This is a genomic window from Aeromonas sp. FDAARGOS 1409, from assembly GCF_019048705.1.
Lineage (GTDB): Bacteria > Pseudomonadota > Gammaproteobacteria > Enterobacterales > Aeromonadaceae > Aeromonas > Aeromonas sanarellii.
The window spans coordinates 2,175,046-2,201,838 of record NZ_CP077395.1 but is presented as its reverse complement, the minus strand read 5'-3'; the positions used below and the strand labels follow the sequence as shown (position 1 = coordinate 2,201,838).

The following is a 26,793-nucleotide window of genomic DNA, read 5'->3' as shown; positions in this document are numbered from 1 at the left end:
GGCAGATTGCTCCGCCGCTTTGTGTCCATCTGACCGGATTACTTGTCGATGTCCAGCAGGTTGTTGTTCAGCATGTAGTCGATGACCTGATTGGCCGTGGTGCCCGAGCTCCCCGTCAGGGTGTCGAAGGTGTGGTTCACCAGCACGATTTCCTGGGTCACCGGCGCCGCGCCGCTCTCCTTGACCTGCAAGTGCACCCCTTCGCTGTCCTGGAACACCGAGAGCAGGCTCTTCAGGGAGCTCTCGTTCTTGCTGCCATCGCTGTCGAGCAGGTCGCTGAGATCCAGCTTGTCCCCTTCCGACTTGCTGAAATCGACGATGTAGTCCTTGGCGACCTTGCCAGCCTCGGTATCCCCCTTCAGCCAGGTGAAGGTATCGGCTCCAGCATCCCCCTTGAGGATGTCGTCGCCGAGCCCGCCAACCAGGATGTCGTTGCCAAGACCGCCCCTCAGCACGTCGTTGCCAGTCCCGCCGTACAGGGTGTCGTTGCCGCTGCCACCACTCAGCACGTCGCTGCCACTCTCGCCATAGAGGGTGTCGTTGCCGCTGCCACCGAACAGGATGTCGTTGCCGGCCCCGCCATACAGGAAGTCGTCACTGCCCTGACCGAACAGGATGTCATTGCCATCCCCGCCGTAGAGGGTGTCGCCCTTGTCATTGGCCGACGACTGATCGAACTCGCTGGCGTGATCCCTGATGTAGGAATGCACCTGGGCATCGGTCGCCGACCCGGCCCCCAGCTTGCCGCTCACATACTGCTTGATGGCCGCATAGCCCTCCCCGCCGATACCGGTGAAGCGCACCGCGTCGCCAAACAGGATGTCGTCGCCCGCCCCGCCATTGAAACGGTCGGCCCCCGGCAGGTTGTTGATGGAGGTCCCCAGGATGGCATTGGCCAAACCATCAGCACTAATCCCTGTCAACACTTTGCCGTCACTGTCGAATCCTCTCAAATCGTTGACACTCAACTGGTCACCAATACCAATAGCCTCTACAGTAACGCCTGCCGCAACCAATAGCGCGTAACCATCTCTCGCATTTTGATCGCTATTACCGTCTCGATCACCAGAGAGTGTCACCGCTTCATAACCCCCTTTACCATCAGGGCGCATAACTCCTTTCCAGCGTCCGTCAGCACTATATACTTGGCCTGTCGTTGTAATCACCAGACGACCATCAAGATAATATTCCTGACCAAGTTGGTATCCGCCAGCAACAATCTGACTCAAATAAACAGCATTCCACTTGCCTCCTTCCCATTGATAGCCAATGAAAGGATCAGACTCGGAATTGAACGTATTCGGCTGGCCATCCGTTATGAAGTAGGCAACATTCTTGGCATTGGTGTTTAACTCGGCAAAATCACTTTTGAACCAGTTAGCGGTAGTTTTAAATACATCCTCATAGTTTGTAGCACCGCCATTTTTCTCACTGCCATCCATGGTTTTGATAATGTTTTGCAACTGGTTCAAGGCATCAGAATCCTTCAGATTTACACTGATGGACTTGTTGGCCTGACTGTCGAAGTCCACCAGGAAGATATTGACCTTGCCCGCCCCCTCGGTCCCAACACTTGTCTTGAGACTGGCAAAAACCTGCGCCAGCTGGTTCTTGATGGTCTTCATGGCATCGCTGCCGATACTGCCGGAGCTGTCCACCATAAAGGCGATGTTGTAGTTCTGGCCGGGCAGCACCACGCTGCCGTCCAGATCCCCCACCACGATATTGTGCTCGCTGCCATAAGCATGATCCTGGCTACCCGGCTCCCCTTCGGTGGCGTTGAAGTAGCTCAGGCGGATGCTGTCATCGTCGAACGCGGAGCTGGTCTGATCGGTCCCCACCTCCTTGGCGATGGCGTCCACCTTGAGATCGACCTGACCGGCATTGTTGCCGGGGACTCGCAGCGTCAAGCCGGTCAGCTTCACATCCAGCGCGCTCGCACTCCACAGGCCGCTGCTGGCGGTGAGAGTGAGCTTGCCATCAACCCCGACGGTCCCCAGCAACTGGTTGCCGTTGTAGAGCTCGGCCCCCTTCGGCATGCCGCTCAGCACCAGGCTGTCGAGTACTTCGCTGCCATCCCGATCGCTCAGGGAGGCGCTCAGCTCCAGCGGGTAGTCGACCACCACCGGCTGTACCAGGGTCAGCTCGCCAGTGCTCTGGTTGAGCTGGTAGATGCCGTCGGCGAACTGAACATACTCCACGTCGTGCAGCGCCTTGGTGATGCCGACGCCCTTCTCCGTGACGGAGAAGTCGAACCAGCGATCATTGACCGAGTATCCGCTGCCCATCTTGATGGCGTAATCGGCTCGGTTGCCAGGCAGCACGGCGATATCGGTACCGATGCCGCCATAGAGGCCATCGCTGCCAAGACCGGATACCAGCACATCGTCGCCCGTGCCACCATCGAGTGTATCGCCCGTGGCAACATCGCCACCGACCAGGACATCATTGCCCAGGCCGCCGACGAAGTGGTCACCGCCGCCCTTCACGCTGACGATATAGTCGTTGCCATTGGTGCCATCAACCCGCTCCTGACCACTGCTGCTGTCCGTCAGCGAGTTGGTGATGCCAAGGGCCGTCTTGTTGACGTTGCCGGATTGGAACTGCTCCGTGGTAACGCCCGCGCTCGGGAAGCTCGGGCTGTACAACGGAATGCCATTCCCCGTCAGGGTGACGTTGACGGTCGGCTTGTCGGCCACCGCCGTCACATCGATCACCAGCTTGCCGCCGTTGCTGAGGTTGGCGCCGTCGCTTATCTGATAGCCAATGCTGGCATAGTCCCCCTTCAGGTTGCCGATCAGGGCGCCGTTGCCGTTGCCGGCATTGGTGCTCGACTCGTTCAGACCGGGCACGAAGCGCAGATGGCCTGCATTGACCTCGGCATAGGAGATGAGGGCTCCGGTTTGCACCGCAACCCACTGACCCGCAGCGTTCAGATATTCGAGGGTGCCATTCAGCGGCAGGGTGTTGATCTGCACCCCGAGATCGGTCGCGGCCTGATCGTCACTGGCACCGAACTGGGCCCAAGTCAGCACCTGGGGCTTGTCTTCCTGCCCGGCACTGTGGCCCCCGGCAGCCGTCGGCGCCCGATCGTTGTCAAGGATGGTGCCGGTGCCGCTCTGGCCACCTATGGTCAGCGACAGGGTCTCGTTTGCCTCGACCAGACGGTCGTTCACCGTCGGAATGGTCACGCTGAAACCGGATACCCCGGCCGGTACCGTGATCTTGCCGGTGGTGCTGTTGTAGGTCACGCCGTTGCTGAACTGGGCATTGCCCCAATCCTGGTTGGAGGCGGGGTTGCTGCCGCTGCCCCTGATGGCGAAGTCATATTGCGTCGCCTCCTGGGTCGCGTCGGACAGGGTCACCGTATGTTGCAGGCTGCCGCCTTCGGTCACGCTGTCGGCAGAGATCCCCTGTACCGTCGGCGTAAAGAGCGGCTTGGTGGCAAAGGACCCAATGCTGACGTCACCATCCCCATCCACCACCCGGATCTGGAAGTCGATGTCGCCATCTCCCTGGGGCTTGGACATGTTCTGATACTGGAAGAACTCCCACTTGCCGGTGGCCGGGGTGAACTCCAGCCGGAAGACCAGATTGCCACCCGCATCCTTGCCGAGCAGGGTATTGGCCCCGCTTGAGCTGATGGTGACCAGGGAACCGGCGGCCGTCCGCAGGCCGCTCTCGAAGGCGTCCGGATCCAGGACCAGCCCCATGGACCCCTTGCCATCGGCCCCCCACTGCGGGGTCACGGTGCCGGAACCATAGGCGATGGCCTGCGCCGTGTCGGCACCGAGGAACTCGATGCTCTTCACCGTGAAGTCGCTGTTGTCACCGTAGAGGCCGTTACCATTGTTGGTGGCCTTGATCACCATGGTATCGAAGCCGCCCTGCTGCACCTGGAAGTTCTGGTTGAACTCCCCACCTGCCGCCGTCGAGTTGAATACCAGGGTATTGATCAGCACCCCGCCACGATAGAACTCCACGACCCCGCTCTCCAGCTCGCCACCAAACATCTTGCTGAACTTGATATTGGCGCCATAGGCCACCTTGCCCGCGTCCAGTCTGACGATCAGCTGCTCGGAAGCGGAGGAGCCATCCGCGAAGTGGCGGAAATCTATCTCGTTGGCGAGGTTGTGGTTCGGTGAGCCGACGCTGGCAACCCCCAGCCCGGCGCTGGAGCCGTTGACATTGGCCGCCGTCAGCGTCGAGTCGGTCGCCGAGGTGAAGCCCATCGCCGCGATGCTGAAGCCGTTTGCATTCAGGGTGGCCTGATTGCCGCTGTATTTGGTCAGATCGAACAGACCAGTCAGGGTGTCAGGGATATTCGTTCTGGTCACGGCCACGGCATCCATGTCGCCTGCCACCGGCGAGTCGTCCTCGACCGAGATGGACAGACTCTTGGTATCGGTGGTCTTGCCATCCGATACCGTCACACCGATCTGGAAGTTCAGTACGTCTTCGCTTCCCTTGACCGGATGGTCAATCGAGGCCTTGAGGGTCACGTCGTAGCTCCACTCCCCCTTGCCACTGGTGTTGGGTGCCGTCAGCTGCACATCCATGACCGCCTTGTAGTCGGCACCACCCGGTGTGCCGGTATAACCGGTCAATACCTTGGTGGCGGCATTCCAGCTCCATTGCACCGCCACACCGCCTGAGGTGAGGTCACTCGGCCCACTCAGGCTGATGATCAGGTTGTCGTTGCTGTCGACATCGCCAACCGAGAACTTGCCACTGGCAGCCACGCTGTTGGTGGTATCGCTGCTACCCGCCGTATCAGCAATACCGCCCGTAAGCCCCTCTTCGGAGACGACAGCTCCGCTGGTGATGATCAGGGTCGGCAGGTCGTTGACCTCATCCACCCTGATGGTCACGGTCGCCGGGCTCGCATCCAGGGCGCCGTCGTTGTCCACCGCCGCATAGTTGAAGCTGGTGTTGCCGTTCCAGTTGGCATTCGGGGTGAAAGTGAGCTTGCCGGCATCTGCCACCGCAATGCTCTGATCCGCTGTCACGGCCACCCCGTTCAGATAGAGGGTACCGTTGGCCGGCAGGCTCTTGATGGTGAAACTCACCACGCTGCCGTCGATGTCGCTGCCGGAAAGCGGCGGGATGGCGATGCTGGATGCATCTTCCTGACCGTTTGCCTGCTTGTTTGCCGTCTCCGGGGCCTCGTTCAGGATCTCCGCCGTGTCGCGGCCCGGCAGGGAGACATTGCCCGCCGCGTCGGTCTGGGTCGCGGTCACGGTCAACGACTTGCCGTTGGTCGGGGTCGTCTCGGTCCAGCTGATGGTGCCATTCTGATAGCCGTAGTTCTTGCCATCGCTCGCCAGCAGGGAGCCATCAGCCTTCAGCGTCAGCTGCACCGTGCTGTTCACACCGCCATTGTTGATGGTCAGCGTTACCTTGCCACCCGCCACCAGATCGGCGTGATTGACTCCGGCCTGCACCTGGATCTGATCGCTGCCGATCTCGGTCTTGGTCAACATCTGGTCGTTGTTGGCATCGTCCACGATGACCACGGTCGGCGCCCCGGTCGCGGTGGTGTCCACCCCGTAGCCTTCGCTGTCGGTCGCGGTGGCACTGTTGCCCGCCGCGTCGGTGCTGGTCACGCTGGCATCGATGGTGCGGTCGGTATCGGCCGCCAGGTCGCTGCCCGCCACCAGGATGGTGAAGCGGCCATCGGCAGCCACCTTGCCGCTGTAGTCGACGTTGTTGACGGTCAGGGTGACGGTGTCACCTTCCTTGAACTCGCCGGTCACGGTGCCGCTGACCGGGATCTGCTGACCCGCCTCGGCGGCGTTGATGACGTCGTCGGCGGTGATGTTGGCATCGAGCTTGATGGCCAGGTCCACCGGCGCCGTGGTGTCGACCCCGTAGCCTTCGCTGTCGGTCGCGGTGGCGCTGTTGCCCGCCGCATCGGTGCTGGTCACGCTGGCGTCGATGGTCTTGTTGCCATCGGCTGCCAGGTCGCTGCCCGCCACCAGGATGGTGAAGCGGCCATCGGCCGCCACCTTGCCGCTGTAGTCGACGTTGTTGACGGTCAGGGTGACGGTGTCCCCTGCCTTGAACTCGCCGGTCACGGTGCCGCTGACCGGGATCGGCTGACCCGCTTCGGCGGCGTTGATGACGTCGTCGGCGGTGATGTCGGCATCCAGGGTGATGGCGAGGTCCACCGGCGCCTGGGTGTCGACCCCGTAGCCTTCGCTGTCAGTCGCGGTGGCACTGTTGCCCGCCGCATCGGTGCTGGTCACGCTGGCGTCGATGGTCTTGTTGCCATCGGCTGCCAGGTCGCTGCCCGCCACCAGGATGGTGAAGCGGCCATCGGCAGCCACCTTGCCGCTGTAGTCGACGTTGTTGACGGTCAGGGTGACGGTGTCACCTTCCTTGAACTCGCCGGTCACGGTGCCGCTGACCGGGATCTGCTGACCCGCCTCGGCGGCGTTGATGACGTCGTCGGCGGTGATGTTGGCATCGAGCTCGATGGCCAGGTCCACCGGCGCCTGGGTGTCGACCCCGTAGCCTTCGCTGTCGGTCGCGGTGGCGCTGTTGCCCGCCGCATCGGTGCTGGTCACGCTGGCGTCGATGGTCTTGTTGCCATCGGCTGCCAGGTCGCTGCCCGCCACCAGGATGGTGAAGCGGCCATCGGCGTCCACCGGACCGGTGAACGGTTTGCCGTTGACGGTCAGGGTGACGGTGTCCCCTGCCTTGAACTCGCCGGTCACGGTGCCGCTGACCGGGATCTGCTGACCCGCTTCGGTGGCGTTGATGACGTCGTCGGCGGTGATGTCGTCATCGAGCTTGATGGCCAGGTCCACCGGCGCCGTGGTGTCGACCCCGTAGCCTTCGCTGTCGGTCGCGGTGGCGCTGTTGCCCGCCGCATCGGTGCTGGTCACGCTGGCGTCGATGGTCTTGTTGCCATCGGCTGCCAGGTCGCTGCCCGCCACCAGGATGGTGAAGCGGCCATCGGCGTCCACCGGACCGGTGAACGGTTTGCCGTTGACGGTCAGGGTGACGATGTCCCCGGCCTTGAACTCGCCGGTCACGGTGCCGCTGACCGGGATCGGCTGACCCGCTTCGGCGGCGTTGATGACGTCGTCGGCGGTGATGTTGGCATCCAGGGTGATGGCCAAGTCCACCGGCGCCTGGGTGTCGACCCCGTAGCCTTCGCTGTCAGTCGCGGTGGCGCTGTTGCCCGCCGCGTCGGTGCTGGTCACGCTGGCGTCGATGGTCTTGTTGCCATCGGCTGCCAGGTCGCTGCCCGCCACCAGGATGGTGAAGCGGCCATCGGCATCCACCGGACCGGTGAACGGTTTGCCGTTGACGGTCAGGGTGACGGTGTCCCCGGCCTTGAACTCGCCGGTCACGGTGCCGCTGACCGGGATCGGCTGACCCGCTTCGGCGGCGTTGATGACGTCGTCGGCGGTGATGTCGTCATCGAGCTTGATGGCCAGGTCCACCGGCGCCGTGGTGTCGACCCCGTAGCCTTCGCTGTCGGTCGCGGTGGCGCTGTTGCCCGCCGCGTCGGTGCTGGTCACGCTGGCGTCGATGGTGCGGTCGCTATCGGCCGCCAGATCGCTGCCCGCCACCAGGATGGTGAAGCGGCCATCGGCGTCCACCGGACCGGTGAACGGTTTGCCGTTGACGGTCAGGGTGACGATGTCCCCTGCCTTGAACTCGCCCGTCACGGTGCCGCTGACCGGGATCTGCTGACCCGCTTCGGCGGCGTTGATGACGTCGTCGGCGGTGATGTCGGCATCCAGGGTGATGGCCAAGTCCACCGGCGCCTGGGTGTCGACCCCGTAGCCTTCGCTGTCGGTCGCGGTGGCACTGTTGCCCGCCGCGTCGGTGCTGGTCACGCTGGCGTCGATGGTGCGGTCGCTATCGGCCGCCAGGTCGCTGCCCGCCACCAGGATGGTGAAGCGGCCATCGGCATCCACCGGACCGGTGAACGGTTTGCCGTTGACGGTCAGGGTGACGGTGTCCCCGGCCTTGAACTCGCCGGTCACGGTGCCGCTGACCGGGATCGGCTGACCCGCTTCGGCGGCGTTGATGACGTCGTCGGCGGTGATGTTGGCATCCAGGGTGATGGCGAGATCCACCGGCGCCGTGGTGTCGACCCCGTAGCCTTCGCTGTCGGTCGCGGTGGCACTGTTGCCCGCCGCGTCGGTGCTGGTCACGCTGGCGTCGATGGTGCGGTCGCTATCGGCCGCCAGGTCGCTGCCCGCCACCAGGATGGTGAAGCGGCCATCGGCAGCCACCTTGCCGCTGTAGTCGACGTTGTTGACGGTCAGGGTGACGGTGTCACCTTCCTTGAACTCGCCGGTCACGGTGCCGCTGACCGGGATCGGCTGACCCGCCTCGGCGGCGTTGATGACGTCGTCGGCGGTGATGTTGGCATCGAGCTCGATGGCCAGGTCCACCGGCGCCTGGGTGTCGACCCCGTAGCCTTCGCTGTCGGTCGCGGTGGCGCTGTTGCCCGCCGCATCGGTGCTGGTCACGCTGGCGTCGATGGTCTTGTTGCCATCGGCTGCCAGGTCGCTGCCCGCCACCAGGATGGTGAAGCGGCCATCGGCAGCCACCTTGCCGCTGTAGTCGACGTTGTTGACGGTCAGGGTGACGGTGTCCCCTGCCTTGAACTCGCCGGTCACGGTGCCGCTGACCGGGATCGGCTGACCCGCTTCGGCGGCGTTGATGACGTCGTCGGCGGTGATGTCGTCATCGAGCTTGATGGCCAGGTCCACCGGCGCCTGGGTGTCGACCCCGTAGCCTTCGCTGTCAGTCGCGGTGGCGCTGTTGCCCGCCGCATCGGTGCTGGTCACGCTGGCGTCGATGGTCTTGTTGCCATCGGCTGCCAGATCGCTGCCCGCCACCAGGATGGTGAAGCGGCCATCGGCAGCCACCTTGCCGCTGTAGTCGACGTTGTTGACGGTCAGGGTGACGGTGTCCCCGGCCTTGAACTCGCCGGTCACGGTGCCGCTGACCGGGATCGGCTGACCCGCCTCGGCGGCGTTGATGACGTCGTCGGCGGTGATGTTGGCATCGAGCTCGATGGCCAGGTCCACCGGCGCCTGGGTGTCGACCCCGTAGCCTTCGCTGTCGGTCGCGGTGGCGTTGTTGCCCGCCGCGTCGGTGCTGGTCACGCTGGCGTCGATGGTCTTGTTGCCATCGGCTGCCAGGTCGCTGCCCGCCACCAGGATGGTGAAGCGGCCATCGGCAGCCACCTTGCCGCTGTAGTCGACGTTGTTGACGGTCAGGGTGACGGTGTCACCTTCCTTGAACTCGCCGGTCACGGTGCCGCTGACCGGGATCGGCTGACCCGCCTCGGCGGCGTTGATGACGTCGTCGGCGGTGATGTTGGCATCGAGCTCGATGGCCAGGTCCACCGGCGCCTGGGTGTCGACCCCGTAGCCTTCGCTGTCGGTCGCGGTGGCGCTGTTGCCCGCCGCATCGGTGCTGGTCACGCTGGCGTCGATGGTCTTGTTGCCATCGGCTGCCAGGTCGCTGCCCGCCACCAGGATGGTGAAGCGGCCATCGGCAGCCACCTTGCCGCTGTAGTCGACGTTGTTGACGGTCAGGGTGACGGTGTCCCCGGCCTTGAACTCGCCGGTCACGGTGCCGCTGACCGGGATCGGCTGACCCGCTTCGGCGGCGTTGATGACGTCGTCGGCGGTGATGTCGGCATCCAGGGTGATGGCGAGGTCCACCGGCGCCTGGGTGTCGACCCCGTAGCCTTCGCTGTCAGTCGCGGTGGCACTGTTGCCCGCCGCATCGGTGCTGGTCACGCTGGCGTCGATGGTCTTGTTGCCATCGGCTGCCAGGTCGCTGCCCGCCACCAGGATGGTGAAGCGGCCATCGGCAGCCACCTTGCCGCTGTAGTCGACGTTGTTGACGGTCAGGGTGACGGTGTCACCTTCCTTGAACTCGCCGGTCACGGTGCCGCTGACCGGGATCGGCTGACCCGCTTCGGCGGCGTTGATGACGTCGTCGGCGGTGATGTCGGCATCGAGCTCAATGGCGAGATCCACCGGCGCCTGGGTGTCGACCCCGTAGCCTTCGCTGTCGGTCGCGGTGGCACTGTTGCCCGCCGCGTCGGTGCTGGTCACGCTGGCGTCGATGGTGCGGTCGGTGTCCGCCGCCAGGTCGCTGCCCGCCACCAGGATGGTGAAGCGGCCATCGGCATCCACCGGACCGGTGAACGGTTTGCCGTTGACGGTCAGGGTGACGGTGTCGCCGGCCTTGAACTCGCCGGTCACGGTGCCGCTGACCGGGATCGGCTGACCCGCTTCGGCGGCGTTGATGACGTCGTCGGCGGTGATGTCGGCATCGAGCTCAATGGCGAGATCCACCGGCGCCTGGGTGTCGACCCCGTAGCCTTCGCTGTCGGTCGCGGTGGCGCTGTTGCCCGCCGCGTCGGTGCTGGTCACGCTGGCGTCGATGGTGCGGTCGGTGTCCGCCGCCAGGTCGCTGCCCGCCACCAGGATGGTGAAGCGGCCATCGGCATCCACCGGACCGGTGAACGGTTTGCCGTTGACGGTCAGGGTGACGGTGTCGCCGGCCTTGAACTCGCCGGTCACGGTGCCGCTGACCGGGATCGGCTGACCCGCTTCGGCGGCGTTGATGACGTCGTCGGCGGTGATGTCGGCATCGAGCTCAATGGCGAGATCCACCGGCGCCGTGGTGTCGACCCCATAGCCTTCGCTGTCGGTCGCGGTGGCACTGTTGCCCGCCGCGTCGGTGCTGGTCACGCTGGCGTCGATGGTCTTGTCGCCATCGGCCGCCAGGTCGCTGCCCGCCACCAGGATGGTGAAGCGGCCATCGGCGTCCACCGGACCGGTGAACGGCTTGCCGTTGACGGTCAGGGTGACGATGTCGCCAGCCTTGAACTCGCCGGTCACGGTGCCGCTGACCGGGATCGGCTGACCCGCTTCGGCGGCGTTGATGACGTCGTCGGCGGTGATGTCGGCATCCAGGGTGATGGCGAGATCCACCGGCGCCGTGGTGTCGACCCCGTAGCCTTCGCTGTCGGTGGCGGTGGCACTGTTGCCCGCCGCGTCGGTGCTGGTCACGCTGGCGTCGATGGTGCGGTCGCTATCGGCCGCCAGGTCGCTGCCCGCCACCAGGATGGTGAAGCGGCCATCGGCATCCACCGGACCGGTGAACGGTTTGCCGTTGACGGTCAGGGTGACGGTGTCCCCGGCCTTGAACTCGCCGGTCACGGTGCCGCTGACCGGGATCGGCTGACCCGCTTCGGCGGCGTTGATGACGTCGTCGGCGGTGATGTCGGCATCGAGCTCAATGGCGAGATCCACCGGCGCCGTGGTGTCGACCCCATAGCCTTCGCTGTCGGTCGCGGTGGCACTGTTGCCCGCCGCGTCGGTGCTGGTCACGCTGGCGTCGATGGTCTTGTCGCCATCGGCCGCCAGATCGCTGCCCGCCACCAGGATGGTGAAGCGGCCATCGGCGTCCACCGGACCGGTGAACGGCTTGCCGTTGACGGTCAGGGTGACGATGTCGCCAGCCTTGAACTCGCCGGTCACGGTGCCGCTGACCGGGATCGGCTGACCCGCTTCGGCGGCGTTGATGACGTCGTCGGCGGTGATGTCGGCATCCAGGGTGATGGCGAGATCCACCGGCGCCGTGGTGTCGACCCCGTAGCCTTCGCTGTCGGTGGCGGTGGCACTGTTGCCCGCCGCGTCGGTGCTGGTCACGCTGGCGTCGATGGTGCGGTCGCTATCGGCCGCCAGGTCGCTGCCCGCCACCAGGATGGTGAAGCGGCCATCGGCATCCACCGGACCGGTGAACGGTTTGCCGTTGACGGTCAGGGTGACGGTGTCCCCGGCCTTGAACTCGCCGGTCACGGTGCCGCTGACCGGGATCGGCTGACCCGCTTCGGCGGCGTTGATGACGTCGTCGGCGGTGATGTTGGCATCCAGGGTGATGGCGAGATCCACCGGCGCCGTGGTGTCGACCCCGTAGCCTTCGCTGTCGGTCGCGGTGGCACTGTTGCCCGCCGCGTCGGTGCTGGTCACGCTGGCGTCGATGGTGCGGTCGCTATCGGCCGCCAGGTCGCTGCCCGCCACCAGGATGGTGAAGCGGCCATCGGCAGCCACCTTGCCGCTGTAGTCGACGTTGTTGACGGTCAGGGTGACGGTGTCCCCTGCCTTGAACTCGCCGGTCACGGTGCCGCTGACCGGGATCGGCTGACCCGCCTCGGCGGCGTTGATGACGTCGTCGGCGGTGATGTTGGCATCGAGCTCGATGGCCAGGTCCACCGGCGCCTGGGTGTCGACCCCGTAGCCTTCGCTGTCGGTCGCGGTGGCGCTGTTGCCCGCCGCATCGGTGCTGGTCACGCTGGCGTCGATGGTCTTGTTGCCATCGGCTGCCAGGTCGCTGCCCGCCACCAGGATGGTGAAGCGGCCATCGGCGTCCACCGGACCGGTGAACGGTTTGCCGTTGACGGTCAGGGTGACGGTGTCCCCTGCCTTGAACTCGCCGGTCACGGTGCCGCTGACCGGGATCTGCTGACCCGCTTCGGTGGCGTTGATGACGTCGTCGGCGGTGATGTCGTCATCGAGCTTGATGGCCAGGTCCACCGGCGCCGTGGTGTCGACCCCGTAGCCTTCGCTGTCGGTCGCGGTGGCGCTGTTGCCCGCCGCATCGGTGCTGGTCACGCTGGCGTCGATGGTCTTGTTGCCATCGGCTGCCAGGTCGCTGCCCGCCACCAGGATGGTGAAGCGGCCATCGGCAGCCACCTTGCCGCTGTAGTCGACGTTGTTGACGGTCAGGGTGACGGTGTCCCCTGCCTTGAACTCGCCGGTCACGGTGCCGCTGACCGGGATCGGCTGACCCGCCTCGGCGGCGTTGATGACGTCGTCGGCGGTGATGTTGGCATCGAGCTCGATGGCCAGGTCCACCGGCGCCGTGGTGTCGACCCCGTAGCCTTCGCTGTCGGTCGCGGTGGCGCTGTTGCCCGCCGCATCGGTGCTGGTCACGCTGGCGTCGATGGTCTTGTTGCCATCGGCTGCCAGGTCGCTGCCCGCCACCAGGATGGTGAAGCGGCCATCGGCAGCCACCTTGCCGCTGTAGTCGACGTTGTTGACGGTCAGGGTGACGGTGTCCCCTGCCTTGAACTCGCCGGTCACGGTGCCGCTGACCGGGATCGGCTGACCCGCTTCGGCGGCGTTGATGACGTCGTCGGCGGTGATGTCGTCATCGAGCTTGATGGCCAGGTCCACCGGCGCCTGGGTGTCGACCCCGTAGCCTTCGCTGTCAGTCGCGGTGGCGCTGTTGCCCGCCGCATCGGTGCTGGTCACGCTGGCGTCGATGGTCTTGTTGCCATCGGCTGCCAGGTCGCTGCCCGCCACCAGGATGGTGAAGCGGCCATCGGCGTCCACCGGACCGGTGAACGGTTTGCCGTTGACGGTCAGGGTGACGATGTCCCCTGCCTTGAACTCGCCGGTCACGGTGCCGCTGACCGGGATCTGCTGACCCGCCTCGGCGGCGTTGATGACGTCGTCGGCGGTGATGTTGGCATCGAGCTCGATGGCCAGGTCCACCGGCGCCTGGGTGTCGACCCCGTAGCCTTCGCTGTCGGTCGCGGTGGCGCTGTTGCCCGCCGCATCGGTGCTGGTCACGCTGGCGTCGATGGTCTTGTTGCCATCGGCTGCCAGGTCGCTGCCCGCCACCAGGATGGTGAAGCGGCCATCGGCAGCCACCTTGCCGCTGTAGTCGACGTTGTTGACGGTCAGGGTGACGGTGTCCCCGGCCTTGAACTCGCCGGTCACGGTGCCGCTGACCGGGATCTGCTGACCCGCTTCGGCGGCGTTGATGACGTCGTCGGCGGTGATGTCGTCATCGAGCTTGATGGCCAGGTCCACCGGCGCCTGGGTGTCGACCCCGTAGCCTTCGCTGTCGGTCGCGGTGGCGCTGTTGCCCGCCGCGTCGGTGCTGGTCACGCTGGCGTCGATGGTCTTGTTGCCATCGGCTGCCAGATCGCTGCCCGCCACCAGGATGGTGAAGCGGCCATCGGCGTCCACCGGACCGGTGAACGGTTTGCCGTTGACGGTCAGGGTGACGATGTCGCCGGCCTTGAACTCGCCGGTCACGGTGCCGCTGACCGGGATCGGCTGACCCGCCTCGGCGGCGTTGATGACGTCGTCGGCGGTGATGTTGGCATCCAGCTCGATGGCCAGGTCCACCGGCGCCTGGGTGTCGACCCCGTAGCCTTCGCTGTCAGTCGCGGTGGCGCTGTTGCCCGCCGCATCGGTGCTGGTCACGCTGGCATCGATGGTCTTGTTGCCATCGGCTGCCAGGTCGCTGCCCGCCACCAGGATGGTGAAGCGGCCATCGGCAGCCACCTTGCCGCTGTAGTCGACGTTGTTGACGGTCAGGGTGACGGTGTCACCTTCCTTGAACTCGCCGGTCACGGTGCCGCTGACCGGGATCGGCTGACCCGCTTCGGCGGCGTTGATGACGTCGTCGGCGGTGATGTCGGCATCCAGGGTGATGGCGAGGTCCACCGGCGCCTGGGTGTCGACCCCGTAGCCTTCGCTGTCAGTCGCGGTGGCGCGGTTGCCCGCCGCGTCGGTGCTGGTCACGCTGGCGTCGATGGTGCGGTCGCTATCCGCCGCCAAGTCGCTGCCCGCCACCAGGATGGTGAAGCGGCCATCGGCGTCCACCGGACCGGTGAACGGTTTGCCGTTGACGGTCAGGGTGACGATGTCGCCGGCCTTGAACTCGCCGGTCACGGTGCCGCTGACCGGGATCGGCTGACCCGCTTCGGCGGCGTTGATGACGTCGTCGGCGGTGATGTCGGCATCCAGGGTGATGCGGACTTCCGGTGGTGTGGTATCCAGCAGCGTGGTGTCGTCGGTGGCGCTGGCGCGGTTGCCCGCCCCATCGGTCACGCTGGCATCCACCACCAGATTGCCATCCGCCAGCCCGCTCAGGTCGGCGGTGGTGCGGTAGCTGCCATCCGCATCGGTCACCGCGCTGATGGTGACGCTCTTGCCGTTGGCATCGGTGATGATCAGGGTCACGGTGCGACCCGGGCCCACGTCGGAGGTGCCGCTGATGGGCGCGTCGGCCACATTGGCCGCGTTCACATCCTCCAGGCTCACCGTGATGGTGGCGATGGTGTCCACGCTGCCGTCATCGGTGGCGCTGCCAGTGTTGCCAGCAGGATCGGTCACCCTGGCGGTCACCTCATAGCCGCCATCCGGCAGAGGGGTGAGCACGTCTGTGCTGTAGCTGCCATCCGGCTGCACAGTTGCGGTCAGCGTCTGCTGGTTGCCGTTGGCATCGGTCACCGTCAGGGTCACTGTGCTGCCTGGCGCTGCGTTCGTGGTCCCCGTGATGGTCGGCGTGCTGTCGCTGGTATTGTCCGGGGCATTCACCGTCACGGAAGGCGCCGTGGTGTCCACACTGCCATCGTCGCTCCCCGTCCCCGTGTTGCCAGCGGGATCGGTGACGGAGGCGGTCACCTGATAGCCCCCCTCGGCCAGCGGCGTGCCGACATCCACGCTGAAGCTGCCATCCGGATTGACCGTGGTGACCAGGGTCTGCTGGTTGCCATTGGCGTCGGTGACCACCAGAGTGACCGTGCTGCCCGCCGGGGCATCCGTGGTGCCGGTCAGGGTCGGCGTCCGGTCATTGGTGTTGTCGGGGGCTGAGACTGTGATGACGGGAGCGGTGAGATCGAGCAGTTCATCCTCGTTGCCTTGCGCGTCCACCAGCGGCGCCACCGCCTCCGGATTGGCGGTATCGAAGCCGGCAGTGGAGATGGTGGCATCGCCGGTTCTGTCGATGGTGATGAAGCCGCCATTACCGCTGGCACCAGCAACGCCGCCTACGTTGCCCGCAGCGGGTGCCCCGCCCGCCGCCGACGCCTCAAATGTCTGGGTCGGGTCTATCCCTTCCAGAATGGCCTGCTGCAGGGCCGCAATGTCGTCAGGAGCCCCGGCTTGCGCCCGTTGTGCCAGCTGGGGCTCTTCAGACTCGGGAGTGTTGCTCGGGCTCAGGGTGAAGGTGGTCTCCCCACCCTGGAAGCTGGCCCCTTCCGGAGCGAGCAAGACCGCATCCTTGGGCAGCGCATCGCCTTCTACAAGAAGCGTCTGGCTCCCGTCAGCGGCAACCAGATAGACTTTTCCTTGCAAGTGGCTAACGACGACGGCCTGATCCAATACGATGCGCTTGTTGCTCATGGTTTCTCCTGAAATATCGATGGGCATATGGCTCCAGCGTGCAATTTGCCTGTTAATCGGGCCAGAAACCAGTGAGAAAAATCGAACGAACAGACCGAAATGAGGCCTGGTTTCGTGATGAAACCGAAGGGATGTGGGAAGTAAATAAAATTAACTAAATCAATAGCATCAATTATGACAGCAAGAAGATGGGAGCCGTAATGGCCCCCATTTTTTCCCCCATCAGGCACCGGCCCACAGCAGGATGGCCAGCAGCTGGGGAGAGATGATCCGCAGGAACATCACCAGTGGGTAGACGGTCGCGTAGGAGAGCGCGCTGGCCCCGCTGGTGGGGTGCATGCCGTTGGCGAAGGCCAGGGCGGGAGGATCCGTCATGGAGCCAGCCAGCAGGCCGCACAGGGTGAGGTAGTTGACCTTGCCATAATGGCGCGCCAGCATCCCGACCACCAGCAGCGGGATCAGGGTGATCGCCACGCCGTACATCATCCAGGCCGGGCCGTCGCCGTTGATCAGGGTGTCGATGAACCCGGCCCCCGACTTGAACCCCACCACCGCCAGGAACAGCACTATGCCGATCTCCCGCAGCGCCAGGTTGGCGCTCGGCGGCATGAACCAGTAGAGCTTGCCGATGCTGCCGATGCGCGACAGGATGAGCGCCACCACCAGGGGCCCCCCTGCCAGCCCGAGCTTGAGGGCCGCGGGGAAGCCCGGCAGATAGAAGGGGATGGAGCCGAGCAACACCCCCAATCCGATGCCGATGAAGACCGGCAGCATCTGCACCTGCTGCAGCTTCTGCTGCACGTTGCCGACCACGCTGGTCACCGCCTCGATGGCGTCCAGCCGTCCCACCAGGTTCAGGATGTCGCCAAACTGCAGGCTGGTCTGGCTGGTCGGGACCAGCTCGATGCCGGCCCGGTTGAGGCGCGAGATGACCACGTCGTACTTCTGCTTGATGTCGAGATCGCGGATCCGCTTGCCGAGCACCTGCTCGTTGGTGACCACCACCCGCTCCACCCGCAGCTCGGTGCCCCGGGTGGAGAGGGACGTATCCACCTCCTCCCCCAGCACCAGCAGCACCTTGTGCAGGGCGTGGCGCTCTCCCACCAGGTGCAGCAGATCGCCGAGCTCGATGCGCGAGTCGGGTCTGGGCACCATCAGCTCGTCGCCGCGCTTGAGGCGCGAGCAGATGACGTCGGCCTCGTCCAGGCTGGGGATCTCGCTCAGCATCAGGCCGTGCATGTTGGGGTTGCGCACCGCGATGTTGATGGTTTGCAGGCTCTCCTTGGTCTTGCCCGCCTGCTGCTCGAATGCGGCCGCCTCCTCCTCGATCTTGATGTGGAAGAACACCCGGATGAGCCACATGGTGAGCAGGATGCCGCAGATCCCGAACGGGTAAGCCACCGCGTACCCCATCCCCATCAGGCCGGTGGAGCCCGGATCCGCCCCGAGCTCCGCCAGGATCTGCTGGCCCGCCCCCAGGGAGGGGGTATTGGTCACGGCGCCGGAGAAGACCCCGAGGATCACCGGCAGCGGCACGTCGAACAACTGGTGCAGTGCCGCCGCCACCACGCAGCCGAGCACCACCAGCAGGGCGGCAAAGCCATTGAGCTTGAGGCCCGAGCTGCGCAGGGAGGAGAAGAAGCCGGGACCGACCTGGATGCCTATGGTATAGACGAACAGGATCAGGCCAAATTCCTGAATAAAATGAAGTGTTTGCTCATCCAGCTTCAAGCCGGACAGGCCGGCGAAGTGGCCCACTATGATGCCGCCGAACAGCACCCCGCCAATGCCCAAACCCACGCCATAGACCCGCCAGTTTCCCAGCCAGAGCCCCAGCACCGCCACCAGCGACAACATGCTGATGGAAAGCGCGATTTCACTCATCGTTTGCATCCTTTCCAAGCTGAACTGGCCCTAGCTTGTCAGCAAACGAAGGGAGCAACTGTGGAGTGCCGCACGTATTCGGGCTTTGATGAGCGCAAAGATACCAATTAAGGGCTAGATCCGGTCATTGCTCGCCACCATCTTCTGTGGCCGTACGACTCCTGCGACAGGGCCAGGGCCTGTGGTTAGACGTAGCCATAGATGGCCGCGAAGTGGCACAGGCTGCCCCCCAGCACGAACAGGTGCCAGATGGCGTGGTTGTAGGGGATGCCCCTGGCCACGTAGAAGATCACCCCCAGGCTGTAGATGAGTCCGCCGAGCCCCAGCAGCAGGAGCCCGGCACCGTCCAGATGCAGGTAGAGCTGGTAGACGACCACCAGGGACAGCCAGCCCAGCATCAGATAGGTGAAGAGCGACAAACGCCTGAAGCGGTTGATGAAGAGCAGCTTGAACAGCACCCCGGCCAGGGCCAGCCCCCAGATCACCACCATCAGCCCCTGTGCCAGCGGCGTATCGAGCGCCACCAGCAGGAAGGGGGTATAGGTGCCGGCGATCAGCAGATAGATGGCGCAGTGATCGAACAGCTTGCACCTGCGCCTGGCCCGCTCCGAGGTCATGCTGTGATAGAGCGTCGAGGCGAGATAGAGCAGCACCAGGCTGGCCCCATAGAGGCCGTAGCTCAGCAGCACCCTGGGTCCCTGATCCCACCCCTTGTGCAGCAGCAAGGCAAGACCCAGTCCGCCCAGCAGCAACCCCAGCCCATGGCTGAGGCGATTGGCCCACTCTTCCCGAGGGGAATACCCCGTCACATCCGTCATCACCACCTCCTGACCTGAACCGGTTCACTCTAGCGGCCGACGTTTCAGGCTACAAGTGTTAGCTCAAAATAAAGAACCAACGGTCGGGGGGCCAGGAGATGGCTGTGCCCCCCGCCCCTTTGGTGTATGCTCTGCGGCCGACGCCGCCGGGACGGATGGCCGCGTCTGCCCGACAATCTGGTCTGGAGAACCCGATGAAGCTGACTGAACTGTTTACACAACCGGATCCTGACTTCGGCCAGGCCATGACGGCCCTGCTGGAGACCTTCCATCACTCCGACGACAGTCAGGCTCCCTATGAACGCGACAGCTTCGTCCACCAACTCGACCAGTCGTCCATGCCTGCCACCGGCATCAGCACGCAAGCCTATCTGGAACGGCTCGCCACCCTGGTGCCCGGCGCATCACACCTGACCTCCCCGCGCTATATGGGGCACATGACGGCGCCCCTGCCAGCCTTCACCGCCGAGCTGTCGCGCCTCTTGGTGATGCTGAACCAGAATCCCATGAAGATGGAGTCCTCCCGCCTGCTGAGCTTCCTGGAGCGGGAGGTGCTGGCCAAGTTGCATCGCCTCGTCTATCGCGAGGACGATGCCTTCTATGCGGCCCAGATGCACGCCAAGGATGCGGCCCTGGGCGTCATGACCAGCGGCGGCACCATCGCCAATGTCACCGCCCTCTGGCTGGCCCGCAACCGGGCCTGTGGCGACAACCTGTTTTCGCTCTTTGAGCAGGGCTATCGCGGCGCCGTGATCCTGGGGTCACGGCTGATGCACTACTCCTTCGACAAGGGGATGGATCTGCTGGGGCTGGGGGCCCGCAGCGTCTGGCGCCTCGACACCGACGAACACAACCGGCTCAGCCTGGCCGCGCTGGAGCAGGCGCTGCGCCAATGCAAGGAGCAGAAGATCAAGGTGCTGGCCCTGGTCGGGGTCGCCGGCAGCACGGACTTCGGCTCCATCGATCCCCTGCCGGAACTCGCCGCCATCGCACGGCGCGAGCAGATCCACTTCCACGTGGATGCCGCCTGGGGTGGCCCGACCCTCTTCTCCCCCCGCTATCAGGGCCTGCTGGAAGGGATCGATCAGGCCGATACCGTGACCCTGGACGGCCACAAGCAACTGCTGGTCCCTCTTGGCACCGGCATGCTGCTCTGCCGCCAGCCGGATCTGATGATGGCGGTGAAGCGCGAGGCGCCCTACGCCATTCGCGCCACCTCCTTCGATCAGGGACGCTTCACCCTGGAGGGCACCCGTCCCGCCAACGCCCTCTATCTGGATGCCGCCTTCCAGATGCTGGGGCGGCAGGGGTATGCCGAGCTCATCGACGCCAACTACGACAGGGCGCGGCGGATGGCGGCGCTCATCGAGGCGAGCCCCGCCTTCGAGCTGATGTCGGCGCCGGTGATGAACCTGCTCTCCTACCGCTGCATCCCGCCCCATCTACAGGGCAAGGTCCTGGACGAGGCAGCCAACGACGAGATCAATGCCTTCAACGTGGCACTGCAGAAGGCACAGCGCGCCGAGGGACACAGCTTCGTCTCCCGCACCCAGCGGGCGGTGAGCCGCTACGGCGAGCAATCGCTCACTCTGCTGCGCGCCGTGCTGCTCAATCCGCTGATCGAGGAGCGCCATATTCGCGAGCTGCTGGCGGATCAGCAGCGGCTGGGGATCGAGGTGGCACGGCAGCTTTTTGGCTGAGGAACTGGGGGGCAAATGAGCGGTCTTATTCATTTGCCGTTGTCTGACGGACAGGTACACTGAGTGAAATTTTGAGGTAATGAGCCCAGCATGAAGCAGTTTATCGAGTTTATCCCCCTGATCGTCTTCTTCGCGGTCTACAAGTTCTACGACATCTACACCGCCACCGGCGCCCTGGTGGTGGTCACCGGTCTGCAGCTCGCCTACGGCTGGATCCGCTATCGCAAGGTCGAGAAGATGCAGCTCTTTACCTTCCTGCTGGTCGGCTTCTTCGGCGGCCTCACCGTCTTCTTCCACGACGACGCCTTCATCAAGTGGAAGGTGACCGTCATCAACGTGCTGTTTGCCCTCGCCCTGCTCGTCAGCCGCTACGGCTTTGGCAAGAACCTGATCAAGCAGATGCTGGCCAAGGAGCTGCAGGCTCCCGACCGGATCTGGGACAACGTCAACCTGGGCTGGGTCGGTTTCTTTGCCCTCTGCGGCCTGCTCAACCTCTATGTGGCCTTCAACCTCTCCCAGGAGATGTGGGTCAACTTCAAGGTATTCGGCCTGCTGGGCATGACGCTCGTATTCACCCTGCTCAGCGGCGTCTACCTCTATCGCCACATGCCGGCCGAGCAGAAAGCAGAGCAGAAAAAATAACCGCAACCAGAAAAGGAGCCTCTCATGTGGTATCTGATCTACTCCGAAGACGTCGCGAACAGCCTGCCACAGCGCAAGCTGGCTCGCCCCGCCCACCTCGCCCGCCTGCAGGCGCTGCAGGATGAGGGGCGCCTGCTGACCGCGGGCCCCAACCCGGCCATCGATGCCGAGGATCCCGCCGATGCGGGTTTCACCGGCAGCACCGTCATCGCCGAGTTCGGCAGCCAGGCCGAGGCCCAGGCCTGGGCCGATGCGGATCCCTATGTAGCGGCCGGCGTCTATGCCCGCGTCACCATCAAGCCGTTCAAGAGAGTCTTCTGACCTCATCGATGCTCATCGCAAACAAAAAGGCCGGACAATGTCCGGCCTTTTTGCATCCGATGCCCGGCTCAGGCCCTGGCCACAAACCAGGGGTTGAGGATATCCGGCTTGTTGTAACGCAGGGGGGAACCGTCCAGCTGGGTGACGCTGCCCCCCGCCCCCTCCAGCACCGCCTGGGCAGCGCCGGTGTCCCACTCGCAGGTCGGGGCGAGACGGGGGTAGAGCTCGGCCCCGCCCTCGGCAATGATACAGAACTTGAGCGAGCTGCCCATGGAGACCAGCTCGATGTCGCCCCGCTCCATGTCACCAAAGCGGGCCAGGTAATCCAGGGTCTCCCCGGAGAGGTGGTTGCGGCTGCCCACCACGCGCCACGCCTGCCCCTCTTCGTGGGGATGGGTCTGAATGGCCTCATGCCTGCCATCGACCACACGCCAGGCCCCCAGCCCCTTTCCCCCATACCAGAGCTTGTCCAGCACAGGGGCATAGACCAGCCCCCAGACCGGAGCGCCCTGTTCAATCAGCGCGATGTTCACCGTGAACTCGCCGTTGCGGGAGACAAACTCCTTGGTGCCATCCAGCGGATCCACCAGCCAGTAGCGGGACCATGCGAGCCTGGCCTGCAGGGTCGCGACGTCCGACTCTTCCGACAGCACGGGGATCGAGGGCGTGAGCCGGGCCAGCGCCCGGACGATCACCTCGTGGGCCCCCTTGTCCGCGGCAGTCAGCGGGCTCTCGTCCTGCTTGTACTCCACCGCGAAGGGTTGACTGTAGATGGCCATGATGGACTCACCGGCGGCGCGGGCGATGGGTTCCAGCTCGGAAATGGTGGGTAGATACATAGAAAAGACATCTCGCTCAAAGGGTTAGTCAGTGTAACCGAGCGGGCATCTTCGGCTTATAGCCGTTTGCACTGACTTATAAAGTGTCAAAACTGACAGACAAAAAGTGGCGCAACCCAACTAATGATGAATATGCCAATAAGGCAATATCATAAGGATGTGACACCATGATCAAAAAGCCCCTGATCGCCGCCCTGTTGCTGGGCTGCCTCCCTCTGCTGACTCAGCCCGTACTGGCCGCCGACAAGCCGGCCACCAAGCCTGCCGCGACCGTCGCGACCACCACTGAGGCCGGCAAGATCAACCTCAATACCGCCAGCGCCGATGAACTCGCGTCCCTGAAGGGCATCGGCGAGAAGAAGGCACAGGCCATCGTCGACCATCGCGAGAAACAGGGCAAGTTCACCTCGGTGGATCAGCTGGCGGACGTGAGCGGCATCGGGCCCGCCACCCTGGAGGCGAATCGGGACATGATTATCGTCAAGTAACCGGTTTGAATCCCCATCATCTCGAGGGCGGCCTGTGGCTGCCCTATTTTTCTTCGGGTATCATGAGCCCACTTCGTATCTTCGGACTCACTCCATGAAAAAGACACCCCTCGTTGTTCGCAAGGCCGTTCTCCCCGTCGCCGGCCTGGGTACCCGCATGCTGCCCGCCACCAAGGCCATCCCCAAGGAGATGCTGCCTGTGGTCGACAAGCCGCTGATCCAGTATGTGGTGCGCGAGGCCATCGCCGCTGGCATCAAGGAGATCATCCTGGTGACCCACTCCAGCAAGAACTCCATCGAGAACCACTTCGACAAGAGCTTCGAGCTGGAAGCGACCCTGGAGAAACGGGTCAAGCGCCAGTTGCTGGAAGAGGTGCAGCACATCTGCCCCAAAGACGTCACCATCATGCACGTGCGCCAGGGTGAGGCAAAAGGCCTGGGCCACGCGGTGCTGTGCGCCCGCCCGCTGATCGGGGATCAGCCCTTCGCCGTCCTGCTGCCGGACGTGCTCATCGACGAGGTGGCCAGCGATCTCAAGCAGGACAACCTGGCGGAGATGGTGCACCTGTTCGAAGAGAACCAGATCAGCCAGATCATGGTGGAGGCCGTCCCCGAGAGCGAGGTGGACAAGTACGGCATCGCCGACATCAAGGGCGAGGCGCTGAGCGCCGGCATGTCCCTGCCCATGCAGGCCATCGTCGAGAAGCCGCCCCGTGACGAGGCCCCCTCCAACCTGGCCGTGGTCGGTCGCTATGTGCTCTCCGCCAACATCTGGCCACTGCTGGAGAAGACCCCGGCCGGTGCCGGCGACGAGATCCAGCTGACCGATGCCATCGCCATGCTGATGGAGAAAGAGCAGGTCAACGCCTACTTCATGAAGGGGCGCAGCCACGATTGCGGCAGCAAGCTCGGTTACATGAAGGCCAACGTGGAGTACGCCGTGCGCCACCGCGAGCTGGACGGCGAATTTACCGCCTGGTTGAAGCAGTTCGTCAAACAGTTGTAATCGCTGAATATTTGCACAACAAGCAGAATAAAAAACTGGGCATCATTCGATGCCCATTTTCATTTTATAAACAAATATTCAACCATCGATAGATAAAATATCGTCAAAACCTGTCATTGTAATTCAATCCTGCTTGTTTTATAAGGAATATGGCTTGTTCCTAGCCCTTGCATAAAATTTCTAAAAAAATATAAGACACAGGTGGAAGTTCCAATGAATAACCCGTCCAAAGGGACCTTTTTAGGTCACCCTAAAGGGCTTTTTTTGCTCTTTAGTACCGAACTCTGGGAGAGATTCTCCTACTACGGCATGCGTGCCGTGCTCGTCCTCTATCTGACCGACATGACCGCCAACGGTGGCATGGGCTGGACCCAGGCCGATGCCCTCAAGCTGTACGGCATCTACACCGGCCTGGTCTACATCACTCCGATCATCGGCGGCTGGCTGGCAGATACCTTCCTGGGCCAACGTCGCGCTATCCTGTTCGGTGCCGTGCTGATGGCCGCCGGCCAGTTTACCCTGGCCCTGCCCCACGCCATGTTCCCGGACATGGTCAACACCGTCTTCTACGCGGGCCTCGGCCTGCTGATCCTGGGGAACGGCCTGTTCAAGCCGAACATCTCCACCATGGTGGGTGACCTGTATCAGGAAGGGGATCACCGCCGTGACGGTGCCTTCACCATCTTCTACATGGGCATCAACCTGGGCTCCCTGCTGGCAGGGGTGATCTGCGGCGCCGCTGCCACCGCCTACGGCTGGCAGGCCGCCTTCGTCAGCGCCGGTATCGGCATGCTGCTCTCCCTGGTGGTGCAGGCCACCATGGCCCAGCGTTTCCTCGGCGACATCGGCCGCGTGCCGGCCGCCCAGCGCGCCGCCCTGCAGCGCTCCAAGGAGCAGAAGGCCCCGCTGACCAAGCAGGAAGTGGATCGCATCAAGGTCATCCTGGTGCTGGGTCTGTTCACCATCATCTTCTGGGCCGGCTTCGAGCAGGCCGGCGGCCTGATGAACCTGTACGCACAGGAATATACCGATCGCATGATCGGCAGCTTCGAAGTGCCGACCGCCTGGTTCCAGTCCCTGAACCCCTTCTTCATCATCACCCTAGCCCCCATAGTCGCGGCCATCTGGATCAAGCTCGGCAAGAAAGAGCCGAACTCCCCGGTGAAGTTCGCCATGGGTCTGCTGTTCCTGGCCATCGGCTTCCTGTTCATGATCGGTGCCGTGCTGGAGCAGGGGGGTGATCAGGCCGTCAAGACCTCCATGTTCTGGCTGGTCGGCGCCTACCTGTTCCATACCCTGGGCGAGCTCTGCCTCTCCCCCATCGGCCTCTCCATGGTGACCAAGCTGGCTCCGCTGCGCCTGGCCTCCCTGATGATGGGTGCCTGGTTCGGCTTCGTGGCCCTGGCCAACTATGCCGCCGGTTTCATCGGCTCCTTCGTAGGCGAATCCGGTGCCATGGCCATCTTCGGTGGCATCGCCCTGGCCGCCGTGATCAGCGCCCTGATCCTGCTGACCATGGCCAACCGCCTGGTCTACTGGATGCACGGTGCCGAAGGCCCCGCCAAGGAGCCGGAGCAGGAGAACAAGCTGCAGTCCGCCACCGTCTGATTCGGTCAGGATTGTGCAATGCAAGCAGGGCGCCCATGGGCGCCCTGCTTGTTTGTGCCGTCGTCGGCGTGCTCAGTGATGGCGTACCTGCATTTTCAGGGCGCTGCCGCTGTCGCTGCGAAACAGCAGCTCGAACGGCTCATGCCAGCTGCGCCTGTGCAGCGCATAGCGGCTGCTGCGCATCAGGCCGAGCGGCAACCCGCCACAACGCATCAACCAGTGGGGGGAAGTGAGACCGGCATTGGCGAAGACCAGTCCGTCCTCCTGATCGAACAGCAGCGCTGCCATGGCGAAGGAGTGGCGCAGGCCAGATTCCAGCAATTGCAGGTTGAGGTAGTCCAGCAGCCTGTGTGGCTGGGTCAGGAGTCGGCTCTCCTGCTGCTGGAACTGGCGATAGGGGCCGTTCATCAGGGAGCGCACCAGGGCCCCGCAGAAGGCGGCGTCCACACCGAGGATAGGCAGCTCCATCACCAGCACCAGCAGCTTGTCGTCCAGCTTGAAGGTATCGGGGATGAAGAGGTTCCCCATACCGGCAAAGGTCACCTGCCAGGGTCCCCACTCCTGCATGCCCGGCGGTGCCAGCCAGGCCAGCAGGCGACTGGAAGCCAGATCGTGTCCCCGGAAGAAGTCGATGTGTTCCATCAGCTCCAGTTGCTGGCTGTGTTGGCCGTTGTGCATCAGGCACTGATCGATGCTGCGCCGGATCTGCTCATAGTCATCCACCGGCTTGATGAAGAAGTCACGGGCCCCCGCCCGCAGCGCCCGCTCGATCGCAGCCATCTGATCCTGGCCTGAGATGACGATGACGGGCACCTCGGGGTAGCGGGCACTGAGGCAGGCGATCACCTCATGGCCATCCATGTTCGGCATGTTGAGGTCACACAACACGACATCGGGGTGATAGAGCGCCGCCGCCGAGAGCCCCTCTATTCCATCCTCGGCCTGGAAGACGCAGGCCCCGTCGTGCTCGAGATAAGATACCAGCGAGTGGCGAAAAACCGCTTCGTCTTCCACCACCAAGATCCGTAGTCCGGCTTTTGACATCTTGACAAAGCTCTTATTAGTCAAATGGTTATTTGAGCATTAAGACTAGATCATGGGGGTTGAATCCCGCCACTCCATCTTGCCGCCAACGGTCGCGATGTCTGCCAACCATTTGAAATGGACTGATTATTTTATCAACACTCCCTGTGCGGTCATGGCCGCCTTGACGAGCGGATGTCCCGTCCAGGGTCGTCTCGAATTGTGTGAGACCCCGCCATGAGGGATAATGCCCCCCACTCCAGAT

At 64.0% G+C, this 26,793-nt stretch carries 11 protein-coding genes; 6 read left to right on the top strand and 5 right to left on the bottom strand.

The window, feature by feature from the left end:
* Nucleotides 1–38 precede the first annotated feature (38 nt).
* The 3 genes from I6L39_RS10475 to I6L39_RS10465 form a co-directional block, all read right to left on the bottom strand.
* Nucleotides 39–16,199 (bottom strand): Ig-like domain-containing protein, encoded by a 16,161-nt coding sequence (locus I6L39_RS10475; protein WP_216991727.1) that lies wholly within the window; start codon nucleotides 16,197–16,199, stop codon nucleotides 39–41.
* Nucleotides 16,200–16,421: 222 nt separating this feature from the next.
* Nucleotides 16,422–18,083, bottom strand: coding sequence for a putative transporter (locus tag I6L39_RS10470; protein ID WP_216991726.1), 1,662 nt, complete (start codon nucleotides 18,081–18,083; stop codon nucleotides 16,422–16,424).
* 185 nt (nucleotides 18,084–18,268) lie between these two features.
* The gene (locus tag I6L39_RS10465; protein ID WP_209795099.1) at nucleotides 18,269–18,901 is read right to left on the bottom strand and encodes a hemolysin III family protein; all 633 of its coding nucleotides are present in this window, start codon (nucleotides 18,899–18,901) and stop codon (nucleotides 18,269–18,271) included.
* Nucleotides 18,902–19,095: 194 nt separating this feature from the next.
* Between I6L39_RS10465 and I6L39_RS10460 the strand changes: the two genes are divergently transcribed.
* The 3 genes from I6L39_RS10460 (at nucleotide 19,096) to I6L39_RS10450 (ending at nucleotide 21,564) form a co-directional block, all read left to right on the top strand.
* The gene (locus tag I6L39_RS10460) at nucleotides 19,096–20,601 is read left to right on the top strand and encodes an aminotransferase class V-fold PLP-dependent enzyme (protein ID WP_216991725.1); all 1,506 of its coding nucleotides are present in this window, start codon (nucleotides 19,096–19,098) and stop codon (nucleotides 20,599–20,601) included.
* 90 nt (nucleotides 20,602–20,691) lie between these two features.
* Entirely contained in the window at nucleotides 20,692–21,243 is a 552-nt protein-coding gene (locus I6L39_RS10455) for a septation protein A (RefSeq protein ID WP_209795101.1), read from the top strand.
* Between the two features lie 24 nt (nucleotides 21,244–21,267).
* Nucleotides 21,268–21,564, top strand: coding sequence for a YciI family protein (locus tag I6L39_RS10450; RefSeq protein WP_216991724.1), 297 nt, complete (start codon nucleotides 21,268–21,270; stop codon nucleotides 21,562–21,564).
* A gap of 68 nt (nucleotides 21,565–21,632) precedes the next feature.
* On the opposite strand, the gene cysQ is transcribed toward I6L39_RS10450, so the two are convergent.
* Nucleotides 21,633–22,403: a 3'(2'),5'-bisphosphate nucleotidase CysQ gene (gene cysQ / locus I6L39_RS10445; protein ID WP_216991723.1), complete on the bottom strand. Its 771-nt coding sequence runs from the start codon at nucleotides 22,401–22,403 to the stop codon at nucleotides 21,633–21,635.
* 167 nt (nucleotides 22,404–22,570) lie between these two features.
* On the opposite strand from cysQ, the gene I6L39_RS10440 reads away from it, so the two are divergent.
* The 3 genes from I6L39_RS10440 (at nucleotide 22,571) to I6L39_RS10430 (ending at nucleotide 25,505) form a co-directional block, all read left to right on the top strand.
* Nucleotides 22,571–22,891, top strand: a complete 321-nt coding sequence (locus I6L39_RS10440; protein WP_216991722.1) for a helix-hairpin-helix domain-containing protein — start codon at nucleotides 22,571–22,573, stop codon at nucleotides 22,889–22,891.
* Between the two features lie 94 nt (nucleotides 22,892–22,985).
* Nucleotides 22,986–23,897: a UTP--glucose-1-phosphate uridylyltransferase GalU gene (galU, locus tag I6L39_RS10435; protein WP_209795104.1), complete on the top strand. Its 912-nt coding sequence runs from the start codon at nucleotides 22,986–22,988 to the stop codon at nucleotides 23,895–23,897.
* A 213-nt stretch (nucleotides 23,898–24,110) separates the two neighbouring features.
* Nucleotides 24,111–25,505 (top strand): peptide MFS transporter, encoded by a 1,395-nt coding sequence (locus I6L39_RS10430; RefSeq protein ID WP_209795105.1) that lies wholly within the window; start codon nucleotides 24,111–24,113, stop codon nucleotides 25,503–25,505.
* Nucleotides 25,506–25,577: 72 nt separating this feature from the next.
* On the opposite strand, the gene I6L39_RS10425 is transcribed toward I6L39_RS10430, so the two are convergent.
* Nucleotides 25,578–26,549: a response regulator gene (locus I6L39_RS10425; protein ID WP_216991721.1), complete on the bottom strand. Its 972-nt coding sequence runs from the start codon at nucleotides 26,547–26,549 to the stop codon at nucleotides 25,578–25,580.
* Nucleotides 26,550–26,793 lie beyond the last annotated feature (244 nt).